The 13,993-nt window shown below is 73.2% G+C and carries 15 protein-coding genes; 3 read left to right on the top strand and 12 right to left on the bottom strand.

Annotated elements, in window-relative coordinates:
- The first annotated feature begins 48 nt into the window (after positions 1 to 48).
- The 3 genes from IH54_RS0119365 (at position 49) to IH54_RS0119355 (ending at position 3,647) form a co-directional block, all read left to right on the top strand.
- Entirely contained in the window at positions 49 to 918 is an 870-nt protein-coding gene (locus IH54_RS0119365; protein ID WP_031518342.1) for an alkaline phosphatase family protein, read from the top strand.
- A gap of 3 nt (positions 919 to 921) precedes the next feature.
- On the top strand, positions 922 to 2,289 hold the full coding sequence (locus IH54_RS0119360) for an MFS transporter (protein ID WP_031518341.1): 1,368 nt from the start codon (positions 922 to 924) through the stop codon (positions 2,287 to 2,289).
- A gap of 335 nt (positions 2,290 to 2,624) precedes the next feature.
- Complete coding sequence (locus tag IH54_RS0119355; protein ID WP_031518340.1) at positions 2,625 to 3,647, top strand: TolB family protein; 1,023 nt, start codon at positions 2,625 to 2,627, stop codon at positions 3,645 to 3,647.
- Positions 3,648 to 3,753: 106 nt separating this feature from the next.
- Here IH54_RS0119355 and IH54_RS0119350 read toward each other — a convergent pair whose 3' ends face one another.
- The 12 genes from IH54_RS0119350 to IH54_RS0119295 form a co-directional block, all read right to left on the bottom strand.
- The gene (locus tag IH54_RS0119350; protein ID WP_031518339.1) at positions 3,754 to 3,981 is read right to left on the bottom strand and encodes a DUF6059 family protein; all 228 of its coding nucleotides are present in this window, start codon (positions 3,979 to 3,981) and stop codon (positions 3,754 to 3,756) included.
- A gap of 48 nt (positions 3,982 to 4,029) precedes the next feature.
- Entirely contained in the window at positions 4,030 to 4,611 is a 582-nt protein-coding gene (locus IH54_RS0119345) for a hypothetical protein (protein ID WP_031518338.1), read from the bottom strand.
- Between the two features lie 6 nt (positions 4,612 to 4,617).
- A complete protein-coding gene (locus IH54_RS0119340) occupies positions 4,618 to 5,070 on the bottom strand; it encodes an SRPBCC family protein (protein ID WP_031518337.1) in 453 nt (150 codons plus the stop codon).
- Complete coding sequence (locus IH54_RS0119335) at positions 5,046 to 6,494, bottom strand: MFS transporter (protein ID WP_063762332.1); 1,449 nt, start codon at positions 6,492 to 6,494, stop codon at positions 5,046 to 5,048. Before IH54_RS0119335 ends, IH54_RS0119340 begins: the two co-directional genes overlap by 25 nt.
- A gap of 126 nt (positions 6,495 to 6,620) precedes the next feature.
- Positions 6,621 to 7,379: an SDR family oxidoreductase gene (locus IH54_RS0119330; protein WP_043181529.1), complete on the bottom strand. Its 759-nt coding sequence runs from the start codon at positions 7,377 to 7,379 to the stop codon at positions 6,621 to 6,623.
- 37 nt (positions 7,380 to 7,416) lie between these two features.
- A complete protein-coding gene (locus tag IH54_RS0119325; RefSeq protein ID WP_031518334.1) occupies positions 7,417 to 8,361 on the bottom strand; it encodes an aromatase/cyclase in 945 nt (314 codons plus the stop codon).
- Between the two features lie 21 nt (positions 8,362 to 8,382).
- On the bottom strand, positions 8,383 to 9,168 hold the full coding sequence (gene fabG, locus IH54_RS0119320; RefSeq protein WP_031518333.1) for a 3-oxoacyl-ACP reductase FabG: 786 nt from the start codon (positions 9,166 to 9,168) through the stop codon (positions 8,383 to 8,385).
- Complete coding sequence (locus IH54_RS0119315; RefSeq protein WP_031518332.1) at positions 9,165 to 9,428, bottom strand: acyl carrier protein; 264 nt, start codon at positions 9,426 to 9,428, stop codon at positions 9,165 to 9,167. Before IH54_RS0119315 ends, fabG begins: the two co-directional genes overlap by 4 nt.
- Positions 9,428 to 10,681: a ketosynthase chain-length factor gene (locus IH54_RS0119310; protein ID WP_052397638.1), complete on the bottom strand. Its 1,254-nt coding sequence runs from the start codon at positions 10,679 to 10,681 to the stop codon at positions 9,428 to 9,430. Before IH54_RS0119310 ends, IH54_RS0119315 begins: the two co-directional genes overlap by 1 nt.
- Positions 10,678 to 11,949 (bottom strand): beta-ketoacyl-[acyl-carrier-protein] synthase family protein, encoded by a 1,272-nt coding sequence (locus tag IH54_RS0119305; protein WP_031518330.1) that lies wholly within the window; start codon positions 11,947 to 11,949, stop codon positions 10,678 to 10,680. Before IH54_RS0119305 ends, IH54_RS0119310 begins: the two co-directional genes overlap by 4 nt.
- A gap of 2 nt (positions 11,950 to 11,951) precedes the next feature.
- A complete protein-coding gene (locus IH54_RS0119300; RefSeq protein ID WP_031518329.1) occupies positions 11,952 to 12,275 on the bottom strand; it encodes a TcmI family type II polyketide cyclase in 324 nt (107 codons plus the stop codon).
- A 66-nt stretch (positions 12,276 to 12,341) separates the two neighbouring features.
- On the bottom strand, positions 12,342 to 13,961 hold the full coding sequence (locus IH54_RS0119295; RefSeq protein ID WP_052397637.1) for an NAD(P)/FAD-dependent oxidoreductase: 1,620 nt from the start codon (positions 13,959 to 13,961) through the stop codon (positions 12,342 to 12,344).
- Positions 13,962 to 13,993: the final 32 nt, after the last annotated feature.

Raw genomic sequence — 13,993 nt, 5'->3', positions numbered from 1 at the left:
GCATGCACATCGCACGTCCTTCCCCCACCCCCTCACCGGAGGTAATCCGTGCGCAGCCGTAGCCGTACCGCCCTGTTGACCGCCTGCGGGATCGCCGCCGCCTCCGCCGGCCTGTGGGCCGGGCTCGGCGGGAACGCCCAGGCGGCCGGTTCCGTTCCCACGCCCGACCACACGGTCGTGGTCGTCCTGGAGAACCACGCCTACAGCCAGGTGATCGGCAGCTCCAGCGCCCCGTACATCAACTCGCTCGCGACCGGCGGCGCCAACCTGACGCAGAGCCACGCGATCACCCACCCGAGCCAGCCCAACTACTACGCCCTCTTCTCCGGCTCCACGCAGGGCATCACCGACGACAGCTGCATCACGATCGGCTTCAGCTCGGCAGCGAACCTCGGCTCCGAGGTGGCCGCCGCGGGCAAGACGTTCGGGAGCTACAACGAGACGCTGCCCAGCCAGGGTTCGACCACCTGCAAGAGCGGCAACTACGCGCAGAAGCACAACCCGTGGTTCGGCTTCTCCAACGTGCCGACCTCGTCCGCGAAGACCTTCGCGCAGTTCCCGACCGACTACTCGACGCTGCCCACGACGTCCTTCGTGGTGCCCAACCTGTGCAGCGACATGCACGACTGCTCGGTGTCGACCGGCGACACCTGGGTCAAGAACAACCTGGGCGCGTACGCGACCTGGGCCAAGACGCACAACAGCCTGCTCGTCGTCACCTTCGACGAGGACAACTCGCTGAGCGGCAACCGCATCCCGACGGTCTTCTACGGCCAGCCGGTCAAGGCGGGCTCGTCGACCTCGACCACCTACAACCACTACAACCTGCTGCGGACGCTGGAGGACCTGGCGGGCACGTCCTCGCACGCCGGGCAGGCCGCCTCGGCGTCGGACATCACCGGCATCTGGTCCAGCTGACCGATGTACGTCAGCGAGAGCCGCGCGAGCACACCCGCGGTGGCCTCGCCGGCCGTCGCCCGGGGCGGGACACGACGCCCCGGGCGGCGGTCCGCCGTGGCCTCCACCGTGCTCGCGCTGGGCGCGGTCAGCCTGATCACGGACGTCTCCTCGGAGATGGTCACCGCGGTGCTGCCGCTCTACCTGGTCACCGGACTCGGCCTGTCCCCGCTGGGTTTCGGTCTGCTGGACGGCGTCTACAACGGCTTCAGCGCGCTGGTGCGGCTCGTCGGCGGCCACCTCGCCGACCGCGGCGGCCGGCACAAGCGCGTCGCCGTGCTCGGGTACGGGCTGTCCGCGCTGTGCAAGCCGCTGCTGCTCGCCGTCCACACCCTGCCGCTGATCGGTGCGGTGCTCGCCGCCGACCGCACCGGCAAGGGCCTGCGCACCGCGCCGCGCGACGCGCTCATCTCGCTGTCCAGCGAGCCGCAGGCGCGCGGCCGGGCCTTCGGCGTGCACCGGGCGATGGACACGACGGGCGCGCTGCTCGGCCCGCTCGCCGCCTTCCTGATCCTGCGCCAGGCCGCGGAGGGCTACGACGCGGTCTTCACGGTGAGCTTCTGCGTGGCCGCGGCCGGCGTGCTGGTGCTGCTGCTTTTCGTGCCCTCACGGGTCCGGCAGGAGGGTGCGGCGCGCGCGGGAGGCGCCGTCCGCGGGGGTACGGGTTGGGGTACGGGTGGGGGCGCGGGTCCCGCCGCGGGCCCGGCGGGCAGGGGCGCGGGCGGCGGGGGTGACGCGCCGCGGGCCTCGCTGCGGGCCGCGGTCGCGCTGCTCGGGCGGCGCGAGCTGCGCGGGCTCGCGCTGTGCGCGATGGCGCTCGGGCTCGCGACCGTCAGCGACTCCTTCGTCTACCTCATGCTCCAGCGCCGCCTGGGCGTGCCCGACCGCTGGTTCGCGCTGCTGCCGCTGGGCACTGCGGCCGCCTTCCTGCTGCTGGCGGTGCCGCTCGGCCGGTGGGCGGACCGGGTGGGCCGCTGGCGCGTCTTCGTCGGCGGCCACCTCGCGCTGCTGCTCGCGTACGGGCTGCTGCTGTCGCACCTGCGGGGCGGCTTCCTGCCGTACGCGGTGCTCGCGCTGCACGGCACGTTCTACGCCGCCACCGACGGCGTGCTGATGGCGGCCGCGGCCGGTTCCGTACCGGCGGAGCTGCGCTCCAGCGGGCTCGCCCTGGTCCAGACCGGCCAGGCGGCCGCCCGCTTCTTCTGCTCGATCGCCTTCGGCGCGGCCTGGACCGCGTTCGGCGACCGCTCGGCGCTCAGCGGTGCGGCGGTCGCGCTGCTGGCGAGCGTGCTGCTGTCGATACGCCTGCGACCCGCGGAGAAGCTGTCATGAGCGAGGAATTCCCGGGGGTCCCGGGCGAGAGCGCCCCGACGACCGGTGGCGGCGGCCCGGCGGACGACCGCGGGCACGGCTCCCGTACGGGCGGCGGGGACGGCGGGCACGGCTCCCCCAACGGCGGCGGGGACAACGGGCACACCCCCCGCACCGACGACCGGGACAACGGGCACGGCGAGGGCCGCCCGGCTTCGGGCGCGGGCACGGACCCGGCCGCGGGCACGGACCCGGCCGCGGACCCGGACCCGGCCGCGGACCCGGCTTCGTGCGCGGGCGAATCCGGCGGCCCCGAGGGTGGCCCGGGCCAGGAGGGCGCGCCCGAGGACGCGCCCCTGAGCACGCGCGGCAAGCTGCTCGTGCTGCTCGCCGGGGTGCTGGTGCTCGCGCTCGTCGGCGGCGTCGCGGTGTGGCGGGCGGCGGACCGGGCGCACCGCAAGGACCAGGTGCAGGCCGGGGGGCCCGCCGTGCACGCCGGGGACGTGTCGCTCGCCCCGGGGGCGGGCCCGCGGATCGTCTTCCGCTCCATGGCGTGGGGGCCGCACCGCGACGAGCTGGCCACCGTCCCGGCGGCCGACCCGAACGGCCCGCGCACCGCCTCCGGCGTGAAGTGCCTGCGCTTCTACGCGGCGGGCGGCACCGGGGTGTGCCTCCAGGCCGAGCGCGGGGCGGTCAACGACAGCTACCGCGCCCTCGTTCTCGACCGGAACCTGCGCACCACCCGGCACGTCGACCTCGCGGGCATCCCGACCCGCGCCCGGGTCTCCCCCAGCGGGCGGATGGCGGCCTGGACGGTCTTCGTCGGCGGCGACTCGTACGCGGGCACCGACTTCTCCACCCGCACCACGATCCTGGACACCCGCACCGGCGCCCTCCAGCCCACCCTGGAGGACTACGCCCTGACCCGCGACGGCAAGCGCGTGCGCGCCACCGACCTCAACTACTGGGGCGTCACCTTCGCGGACGACACCCACTTCTACGCGACGGCCGCGGCCGGCGGCCACACGTACCTGATCCGCGGCGACGTGGCGACGCGCACCGCGGTCACGCTGCGCTCCAACGTCGAATGCCCCTCCCTCTCCCCCGACGGGACGCGCATCGCCTTCAAGAAGCGCGTCCCCGGCCTCGACCCCGACGCCCCCTGGCGCCTCTACGTCCTGGACCTGGCCACCCTGAAGGACCACCCCACCGCGGAGGACCGCGACGTCGACGACCAGGCGGTGTGGGTCGACGACCGCACCCTCTCCTACTCCCTGCCCGGCGACTACGGCTCCGACCTCTACACCGTCCCGGCGGACGGCAGCGGCGCCCCGGCGCTCCTGACCCCCTCGGCGCTCTCCCCGGCCTGGCTCGGCTGAGCCCGGAGAACACCCGGAGAGCGCCCGGAAAACAAAAAAGACCGCGCGGCACGAGGCCGCGCGGTCAGGGGTAAGTCCGGTCGTCGGTCGGGGGTCGTCCGGTCGTTCAGTGCGGTCCGGGTCCGTCGGCGGAACTGCCGTCGGCCAGGCGGGTTTCGAGGTCCTTCCACCACCGCAGCTCGTTTACGGGCAGCGGCACCACCCGCTCCGGGTGGCCCGGCGCGGGCGGCGCCCCGGGCTGCGGGGGCAGCGGCGGCGGGCAGACGTGGAAGTAGCCGTAGTCGCGCAGGGCCCGCCCCAGGAAGAGCAGGACCCGGCGCAGCGGTGCGGGCACGGGCGCGCTCTCCCTTCCCCGGGCGCTTCCCCGGGTGGACGCGGGCGGTCAGGCCAGGCAGTCCGCGGCGATCCAGCCGATCGCCGCCGGGACGGGCAGGGAGCGGTGGGCGGCCGCGACGGCGGCCGGGCGGACGGAGATCTCCCAGCGCGGCATGTACGGGTCGCGCGCCGTCGCGGAGGCGTAGGCGCACTGCAGCCCCGCCTCCGGGCGTACGGTGACGCCGAATTCGGCGCTCGGGCCGTCGCCGTCGATGTCGCCGAGGCCGAAGACCAGGGTCGCGCAGCGCACGGCGTCCACCGTGCCGCGGCGCAGCGGCAGCGGCACGGGGCCGAGCCCGGACAGGCGCAGGCTGCCGCCGGGGCCGGGCTCGATGGCCGCGTCGAGGTCCAGCGCGCCGGGGTCGGTGGTGTGCGGCGTGGTGCCGGTGCGCAGCCGCACTCCCGTGTGCCGGGGGCCGGTGGCCAGGTGCAGGGTCAGCGGGTGGATCAGCGCCCGGGTGACGCCGTAGCCGCGGTAGTCGCCGGCCCGGGTGTCGAGGATCGCGAGTGCCTGCCGGGTGAAGTCGGCGGTGTCGGCGATCCCGTAGCGCAGGGCGACGGAGTTCTCGTACCGGCTCAGGCCGCGCATCGCCGGCTACCCGCGGCCGGCTTCGACGGCGCGCTTGACCCGCTCCAGGGTGGTGCGCATGCCGTCGACCATGATCTGCTCGCGGTCCCGCCCGAGGAGCCTGGAGGCGGTGAAGATGCGGGCGGCGACGGGCATCGGGCCCGCGTGCTCGCGCCATTCGGTGAGCAGGGTGCCGCCGGCCTCGGGTTCCAGGCGGTAGCCCCAGCGCATGTTCGACTCGGCGACCTGGAAGGAGAAGCGCTTGGGCGCGTCGTACTCCAGGACCGTGCAGGTGGTCGTCCAGCGCATGACGCCGCGCTTGTTGGTGCCCTTGAAGACGGCTCCGGGGCGCGGGGCCGAGTTGTTGGCCCAGCGGCCGCCGATGTTCTCCGGGCTCAGCTCGCCGTAGCGGGCGGGGTCGGCCACGAGCGCCCACACCGCTTCGGGGGCGGCCTTCACCCAGATACTCGCCTCGTCCATGATCCTTGTCCTCCTGAGGTGACGCGCCGCGGCGGGCGCGGCAGCAGGTACGTGGTCAGTGCGGCCACCGGTCCGATCGCGCCGATCGCGACCACCAGCCATACCGCGGGCCGCAGCCCCCCGCTGCCGTTACCGCCCAGCCCGTTCTGGAAGAGGGCGGCCGCCAGGGCGGGGGCCACGACCGCCGCGATCTGGACGGCGCTCTGGTAGAGGGCCGCGGCGGCGCCCCGCTCGGCGGGGGCGAGGCCCGACGTGGCCTGGGTGTTGAGCGCGGCGAACGACAGCACGAAGCCCAGCCCGACCAGGACCATGGTCGGCAGGACCGCGGTCGCGTAGTCCGGGTGGGCGGGCAGCCGCAGGTAGAGCAGGTAGCCGGCCAGCGGCGGCAGGGCGCCGTACGCGATGAGCCGGCGGGTGCCGAAGCGGGCGATCATCCGCCCGGAGTGCAGGGCGACGAGTGCCAGCGGGACGCTGGCCGGGAGGATGGCCAGGGCCGTCTGCAGCGCCGACCATCCCTGCCCGACCTGGAACTGGAAGGTGACGACGATCAGCAGGCCCAGGTAGGAGCCGTTGAGCGCCCCTGCGCCGAGCGCGGAGCGCGCCATGGTGCCGCCGGTGCGCAGCGGCAGCCGCAGCAGCGGGTCCTTGCCCGTGCGCTCGACGGCGACGAAGACCGCGCACAGTGCGGCGAATCCGGCGGCCGCCGCGCCGACCTGGGCGCTGAACCAGCCGTGCGCGGGTGACGACGCGACGGCCAGGTCGAGGCACACCAGCGCGCCGGTGGCGCTCAGGGCGCCCGCGACGTCGTAGCGGCGGCGCGGTCCGGAGGCGGGGGCGGAGCGCGGGATCATCCGCAGGCCCAGGAGGAACAGCAGCAGCGCCGCGGGCGCCGGGGCGGCGAGCGTCCACCGCCAGCTGATGTCGGTGAGCACGCCGGACAGCAGCAGCCCGGTGGTGAAGCCGCCGGCGCCGAAGACGGTGTAGACGGAGATGGCGCGGCTGCGGTGCGGGCCTTCGGGGAAGGTGTTCATGATGATGGCAAGGCCCGTGGGCGCGGTCAGCGCGGCGCAGAAGCCCTTCACCACGCGGCAGGCGACCAGCAGCGCGAAGCTGCCGGTCACGCCGGCCACCAGCGACGCGGCCGCGAACGCCAGCAGCGCCCACAGGTAGGCGCGGCGGGCGCCGTGGATGGCCACGACCCGCGCGCCGAACAGCATCAGGCCGCCGAAGCCGATGGCGAAGGCGGTCATCGCCCACTGGGCGGTGCTCGGCGCGAGGTCGAAGTCCTGGCCGAGGGCGGGCAGGGCGACCAGGGTCGCCGAGACCTCCAGGGCGTCGATGAGCATGTTGCCGGCCAGGACGGCCAGCAGGCCCCCGCGCGGGGCTGCGGTGCCGGGCGCGGTCAGGTGCTGCGCGGTCTTCATGGCGGCTCCCGCGGTCGACGGCGAACGGGGACGGCGAACGGGCTCGGCGTACGGAGACGGGCGTACGGGGACGCGAACAGGCTCTGCGTACGGCGCCGGCGGCCGGCGCCGTACGCCGGCGGGCGCTCAGAGCAGCGTGCCGCCGCTGGCGTCGACGAAGGCGCCGGTGATCCAGCGGGCGTCCTCCGAGCACAGGAAGGCCACGACGTCCGCGACGTCCTCGGGCTCGCCGACCCGGTTGAAGGCCGACAGCGACGCCATCGCGGTGACGACCTCGGGCATCTGGAAGACCGGGTTGTCGTTGCGGGTGATGCCGGGGGCGACGCTGTTGACGGTGATGCCGCGCGGGCCGAGGTACTTGCCGAAGTGCAGCGCGAGCATCTCGACGGCGGCTTTCGACATCGCGTACGCGATCTCGTCCGGGTTGGAGGTGCGGGTCAGCCCGGAGGAGATGTTGACGATGCGCCCGCCGTCGGGCATGTTCCGCAGCGCGCGCTGGATGAGGAAGAACGGCGCCTTGGCGTTGACGGCGAGGATCCGGTCGAACTGCTCGGGGGTGGTGTCCTCCGGCTTGATGCCGCCCAGCACCCCGGCGTTGTTGACCAGGATGTCCAGCGCGGTGGAGCCGGCGTGCTCGGTCAGCCCGGTCTCCACGGCCTCGAAGAGCGTGGCCACGTCGCCGGGGACGCCGAGTTCGGCGCCCACCGCGAAGGCCTTGCCGCCGGCCTGCCGGGCGGCCTCGACGACGGCCTCGGCCTCGTCCTTGGCGGTGTTGTAGTGCACGGCGACCAGCGCGCCGTCGGCGGCCAGGCGCAGCGCCATGGCGCGGCCCATGTTGCGGCTCGCCCCGGTGACGAGCGCGGTCTTGCCGGAGAGCTTGCCCATGTGGTCCTCCTGAGGTGGGTGCGGCGTGGAGGGGGTCTCAGACCCGCGACTCGGCGTACGTCTTCGCGTAGCCGAGGGTGGTGCGGGAGTTGGTGCTCAGGGCGTGCTGGACGTGCTCGCGGCCCTCGGCGATGCCGGCGTCCGGGCCGAGCACGGAGGTGACGTTCTCCGGGCGCAGCACGACGGTGTGCTGGGAGGTGGCCGCGACGCCGGAGACGGTGGGGAGGAAGCTCCAGCGGCCGGTGTGCAGGCTCATCAGGACCGGCAGGGTGGTCTGCTTGTAGACGATCCGGTCGTAGGGGAAGCACACCCGGTAGGACTTGGTGGTGTGCACCGAGCCGTTGGGCGAGCGGGTGTCCATCTCCAGCTCCTGGAGGCCCGGTTCGGGCTCCTGGAGGTTCACCCGGGCGACGTGCGGCAGCCGTTCGGACCACAGGTCGGCCTCGTTGATGAAGTCGTAGACGTCCTTGGGGCTGCCGTGGATGTGGACGGTGTCCTCGAAGGACCAGGTCAGCTTCTCGGAGCCGACGACGAATTCGAGGTTGGCGCGCAGCGCGGCCAGCTCCGAGCGGGAGTTGCCGTCGACGGCCTGGTCGATCCAGGCCAGGCCGCCGGGGTCGTCGTCGATCGCCCGGTAGTCGTGCAGCAGCCGTACCCGGGACTGCCCGGCCGACAGCGGCTCGATGATCCAGGCGCCGCCCATCGCGGCGACGGGCGGCGTGGAGACCTCCTGGCGGAAGTCGATGCGCAGCGTGTCGGGGTGCAGGGCGCGCTGCGACGTCCAGTTCTTGGGCGCGCCGTTGGCGGTCGCCCAGACCCGGATGCGCTCCTGGCCGGCGCCCTGCGACGCCTGGTCGACGTGGATGGTGGGCGGGAAGATCCGCGGCCAGTTCTCCACCTCGGCGATCAGCCGGTAGACCTCGCGGGCCGGGGCGGCGACCGTGATCTCGTGCTCGACTTCGCGAACGACGGGCTGGGTCATGCTCGTTCCTCCTTCGCGGGGTCAGAAGTTGCCGAGGCCGCCGCAGACGTTGAGGGCCTGGGCGGTGATGGAGGCGGCCGCGTCCGAGGCGAGGTAGCCCACCAGCCCGGCGACCTCCTCGGGCGTGGAGTAGCGGCCGAGCGGGATCTTGGCGGTGAAGCGCTCCAGGATCGCCTGCTCGGTGGTGTCGTACGCGGTCGCGTAGCCCTCCCGGACGCGCTGCGCCATGGGCGTCTCGACGTAGCCGGGGCAGACCGCGTTGACGGTGATGCCGGTCGGGGCCAGTTCGTTGCCGAGGGCCTTGGTGAAGCCGACGACGCCGTGCTTGGAGGCCGAGTAGGGGGCGCCGAGGATGACGCCCTGCTTGCCCGCGGTCGAGGCGATGTTGATGATCCGGCCGCGGCTCTTGTGCCGCATGCCGCCGGTGGTCAGCACCTCGCGGGTCAGCCGGAAGACGCTGTTGAGGTTGGTGTTGATGACGTCGTTCCACAGTTCGTCGGGGATGTCGGCGGTGACACCGCCGCCGCTGCGCCCGGCGTTGTTGACCAGCACGTCGACGGTGCCGAGCTGGTCGACGGCGGCCGCCACGAACTCGCGGACGGCGGTGTCGTCGCGGACGTCGAGGCTGCGGCCGCCGACCTCGTGGCCCTCGGCCCGCAGCTCCTTGACGGTGGCCTCGACGTTGCCGGCGTCGCGGGCGCCGATGAAGACCCGGTGCCCCTGGGCGGCCAGCAGGCGGGCGACGGCCAGGCCGATCCCGCTGGTCGCCCCGGAGACCAGGGCGACGGGGCGGTCGGCGGCGCTCATGCCGAGACCGTCAGCAGCTCGTTGACCGCGGCGATCAGCTCGCGCGGGGTGACGTGCACCGACAGCACGTCCTCGTCGATGATGACGTCGTACTCGTTCTCGATCCGGCCGCCGGTCTCCAGGATGGCCAGGGACTCGTAGCCGATGTCCTCGAAGCCCTGGTCGAGGATGTCGCCGTCGAGGTCGACGGCGTCGTCGGCGCCGGCGCACTCGACGAGGATGCGTTTGAGGTCGTCCAGGGTGAACTGCCGGGCAGTCATCAGCGTGTCCCTTCGGTGGGGTCCGATCCGGTGGTGGCGCGCCGGCCGGCCCGTACCAGCAGCGCCGAGTTGAAGCCGCCGTAGCCGCGGGCCAGGACCAGCGCGGCCCGGACCGGGCGCACCCGGGGCCGGCCGGTGACCAGGTCGATGCCGTAGTCGGCGACCGGGTCGGAGTTGACGGTGGGCGGGATGACGCCGTCCCGGATCGCCAGCAGCGCGGTGGCGGTGTCCAGGGCTCCGGCGCCGGAGTAGAGCCGGCCGGTCATCGTCTTGGGCGCGGTGACGGGCACGCCGCGCTCGCCGAAGACCTCGTTGATCGCCACGGCCTCGGCGCGGTCCAGCTCGGGGATGCCGGCGGCGTCGGCGAAGACGACGTCGATGTCGTCCGGGTCCGCCCCGGCGTCCGCGAGGGCCACCTCGATGGCCTTGCGCAGGGCCCCCTCGCGGCCGGTGCCGGCGGGGGCGTCGAAGGTGGCGCCGTAGCCGGCGATCTCGCCGTAGACGCGGGCGCCGCGCAGGGCGGCGGCGTCGGCCTCCTCCAGGATCAGGATGGCGCCGCCTTCGCCGGGCACGTGGCCGCAGGCGTCGGCGTCGAAGGGCAGGTAGGCGCGGGCGGGCTGGTCGCTGGTGCTCATCCGGCCGCCGGCCAGCTGTGCGACCCAGCCCCACGGGCAGATGGTCGCGTCGACCCCGCCGGACACCATCAGCCGGGTGCCGCTGCGGATCTTGCGGCGGGCCTGGGCCAGCGCGTCCAGGCCACCGGCCTGGTCGCTGACGACGACGCCGCTGGGGCCCTTCATGCCGTGCCGGATGGAGATCTGGCCGCTGTTGACGGCGTAGAACCAGGCGAAGGACTGGTAGGCGCTGACGTACTGGCTGCCGCGGCTCCACAGCTTCTGCAGCTCGCCCTGGCCGAACTCGAAGCCGCCGGCGGAGCTGGAGGTGACCACGCCCATGCTGTAGCCGTCCAGGCCGCGCGGTTCGATCGACGCGTCGGCCAGGGCCCAGTCCGCGGCGATGAGCGCCATCCGCGTCATGTGGTCGGTCTGCACGATCATGCGGCCCGGCAGGTGGTCCTCGGCGACGAAGCCCTGGACCTCCCCGGCCAGCCGTGCGGGGTACTGCGAGGGGTCGAAGCGGGTGACGCGGCCGATGCCGCTCTTGCCGCCGCGGGTGGCGTCCCAGTAGGCCGCGGCGCCGAGCCCGTTGGGGGCGACGACGCCGAGGCCGGTGACGACGGTGGTGACGGTCATGTCTTCCTCCGGTCGACGCCGGCCAGGACCATGGCGCTCTGGAAGCCGCCGAAGCCGCTGCCGACGGTCAGGACCGCGTCGGTGCGCCAGTCGCGCGCGGTCAGCGGGACGTAGTCCAGGTCGCACTCGGGGTCGGGGGTGTGCAGGTTCGCCGTGGGCGGGACGACGTTCTCGGCCATCGCCAGCACCGAGGCGGCGATCTCGATCGAGCCGATCGCGCCGAGGGAGTGGCCGACCATCGACTTGATGGAGCTGACCGGGACCTGCCGGGCGCGCTCGCCCAGGCTGAGCTTGAACGCCGCGGTCTCGTGCCGGTCGTTCTGCTTGGTGCCCGAGCCGTGCGCGTTGATGTAGTCGATGTCCTCGGGGTTCATCCGCGCCTGGTCCATGGCGACCCGGATGGCCTCGGCCATCTCCAGGCCGTCGGGCCGCAGCCCGGTCATGTGGAAGGCGTTGCACCGGGAGCTGTAGCCGGCGATCTCGGCGTAGATGTGCGCGCCGCGCTTGCGGGCCGCCTGCAGCTCCTCCAGGACGAAGACCGCGGAGCCCTCGCCCAGGACGAAGCCGTTGCGGGTGCCGTCGAAGGGCCGCGAGGCGTGCTCGGGGTCGTCGTTGCGCGGGGTGGTGGCCTTGATCGCGTCGAAGCACGCCAGCGTGATGGGTGAGATGGGGGCGTCGGTGGCGCCGGCGACCATGACGTCGGCGGCGCCCTCCCTGATCACCTCGACCGCGTAGCCGACCGCGTCCAGGCCCGAGGTGCAGCCGGTGGAGACGACCGAGGTCGGCCCCTGGGCGCCGGCCCGCCAGGCGACCTCGGCGGCGCCGGCGCTGGGCACCAGGTAGTTGTAGAGGTGCGGTACGGCGTACTCGTGGTCGACCAGGTCCTGCCGGCCGCCGTCGCTGACGACGCGGTACTCCTGGTCCAGGCCCATCGTCGCGCCGACCGCGCTGCCGAGGGTGACGCCGGTGCGGTACGGGTCGAGGGCCTCGAAGTCCAGGCCGCTGTCGGCCACCGCCTCACCGGCCGCGACCACCGCGAGCTGCACGGAGCGGTCCATGCGGCGGATCTCCTGCGGGCTCAGGCCGAAGAGCTCGGGATCGAAGTCGATCTCGGCGGCGACCTGGGAGCGGAAGGGGGCGGGGTCGAAGAAGGTGACCCGCCGGGTCGCGGTGCGGCCCTCGGACAGCAGGCTCCAGAAGTTCTTGACGCCGATGCCGCCGGGGGCCAGCACGCCCACCCCTGTGATGACGACTCGCCGGGTGGCCACCGTCAGGCCTCCCAGTTGTAGAAGCGCGTGGCGAGCGCGTCGGCCGGGGAGCGCCAGGTGGCGGGGTCGTAGGCCTGGATGTACGGCTTGAGGTCCTCGCTGATCCGCACGAAGCGCGGGTCGGCCTTGGCCTCCTCGATGCGCTCGCCGCCGTTGTTCTCGTCGAAGTCCTGGACGTGGAAGTACAGGCCGCGGAACTGGAACAGCTGCCGGCGCCGGGTGCCCATCAGGTGCGGCATCTCGGTGCGGTCGAAGTCCGCGAACAACCGGGCCACGTCGCTGCCGCCGCCGGGTTCGATCCGCGCGACGATCAAGCTGCTGTGCATGTCAGTACCCTCTTTCGGTCCGGTCCGGTCCTGGTACCTGCCGAGGAGCCGGCGCGCTGGGGATGATCAGGCGAACAGCGACCGCATGTGCTGCGGGGACTGGGTGGTGCCCCACTGGCCGAGCCGTTCCAGCAGCTCCGGCGTCGCCTCGAAGTGGTGGTTGTCCGGGTCGCCCAGGGCGAAGGGCGCGGGGACGAACTCGCTGTCGCGCAGGTGCGCGAAGATGCGGTCGGCCGCGACGGCGGGGTCGAGGGTGCCCGCCTCCACGGCCTGGCAGGTGGTGCGGGTGAACGCGAGCAGCTCGATGATGTCCTTGGCCACGGGCGCGGGCATGCCGGGCGTCTCGTGGTTCTCCAGGTCGAGGAACACCTGCTCGTCGCGGGTCTTGAGGTAGTCGCGCAGCGCGTTCTCGATCCGCATCGTGGGCAGGATGCTGGTGACCTTCCACACCCGGATGACCGCGTTCCACAGCTCGTAGTGGCGGAAGCCCACGAAGGAGCTGTAGACGAGGTCGTCGTGCACGTCGTAGAGGCCCTGCTGGACCTTGTCGATGTACGCGAACCGCTCGGTGGACCAGTCGCCGTCGCGGGAGGCCGCGATCAGGCGCCAGGCCAGGGAGTTGACGACCTCCAGGGTGTTGGTGATGCCGCGCGAGTAGAGGGCGTCGATGAAGCCGGCGGCGTGCGAGGTGAGGGTGTAGCGCTCGCCGACGGTGTTGGACGCCGAGTACTGGAGCCGGCCGGTGCTGATCCAGGGCCGCACCGCGCGGGCGCCGGTGAACTGCTCGGCGATCTGCGGGAAGCGGGCGAGGAAGTCGTCGAACTCCTGCTGGGCGCCGACCTTGGGGTCCTTGGGGAAGACCCGCTCGTCCAGGGTCAGCCCGACGCTGCACAGGGTGCTCAGGGCGCCCTCGTGGTTGTCGAACGGGATGACCCACAGCCAGCCGCCGTCGAAGACGTGGTGCAGCGTGCCGTGGTGCCAGGGGCTGGGGTTCTTGTGCGCCTGGGCGGCGGAGGCGTCGTCGAACGGCGTCACGCCCACCATGTGGGTGAATATGCTGCGCGAGTGGTGCCGGGCCCGCGGCGGGTCGTCGCGCAGCCCGAACGCCTCGGCGGTCGGGGAGCGGTAGCCGCCGCCGTCCACGAGGTACTTCGCGCGGTATTCCGTGCCCTGCGTGGAGCGCAGCACGACCCCGCTGGCCGGGTCGATGTCGATGCTGGTGATGCGGGTGTCCAGGCACGGATCGGCGCCGAGCTGCACCGCGAGGTTGAACAGGTACGCGTCGGAGTCCTGCCGGAAGAGGTGGCACTCGGTGCGCTGCCACTCGGGGATCACCAGCTGGTTGATCTGGTCGGGCTGCTGGGGCCGGCCCTGCTCGTGGTAGACGAACCCGAAGTTCGACTTCCGTCCCGACATGGGGCTGACCTTCTCGTTGACGCCGCGAAAGCTGGCCAGCGGGGCGATCTCGGGGACGTCGTAGCGCTCGGCGATGATCTTGGTCATCGACGAGGTGTACGGGATCGTCGACTCCCCCACCGCGAAGCGCGGGTGGGTGCCGGCGTCCATCAGCAGCACCTTGACGTCGTTGCGGGCCAGCACCGCGCCGAGCATGCCGCCGGCCATGCCGGCGCCGAGGATCGCCACGTCGTAGGTCTGGTCGGCCAGCTCCTTGCCGGTCTCGTCCATGATTCGTCCTCCACGGGGGTGCGGTCGGGTTC

It is taken from the genome of Streptomyces sp. NRRL F-5123 (genome assembly GCF_000721495.1).
Taxonomy (GTDB): Bacteria; Actinomycetota; Actinomycetes; order Streptomycetales; family Streptomycetaceae; genus Actinacidiphila.
The sequence above is the reverse complement of the archived record's forward strand: the minus strand, read 5'-3'. Positions and strand labels throughout refer to the sequence as shown.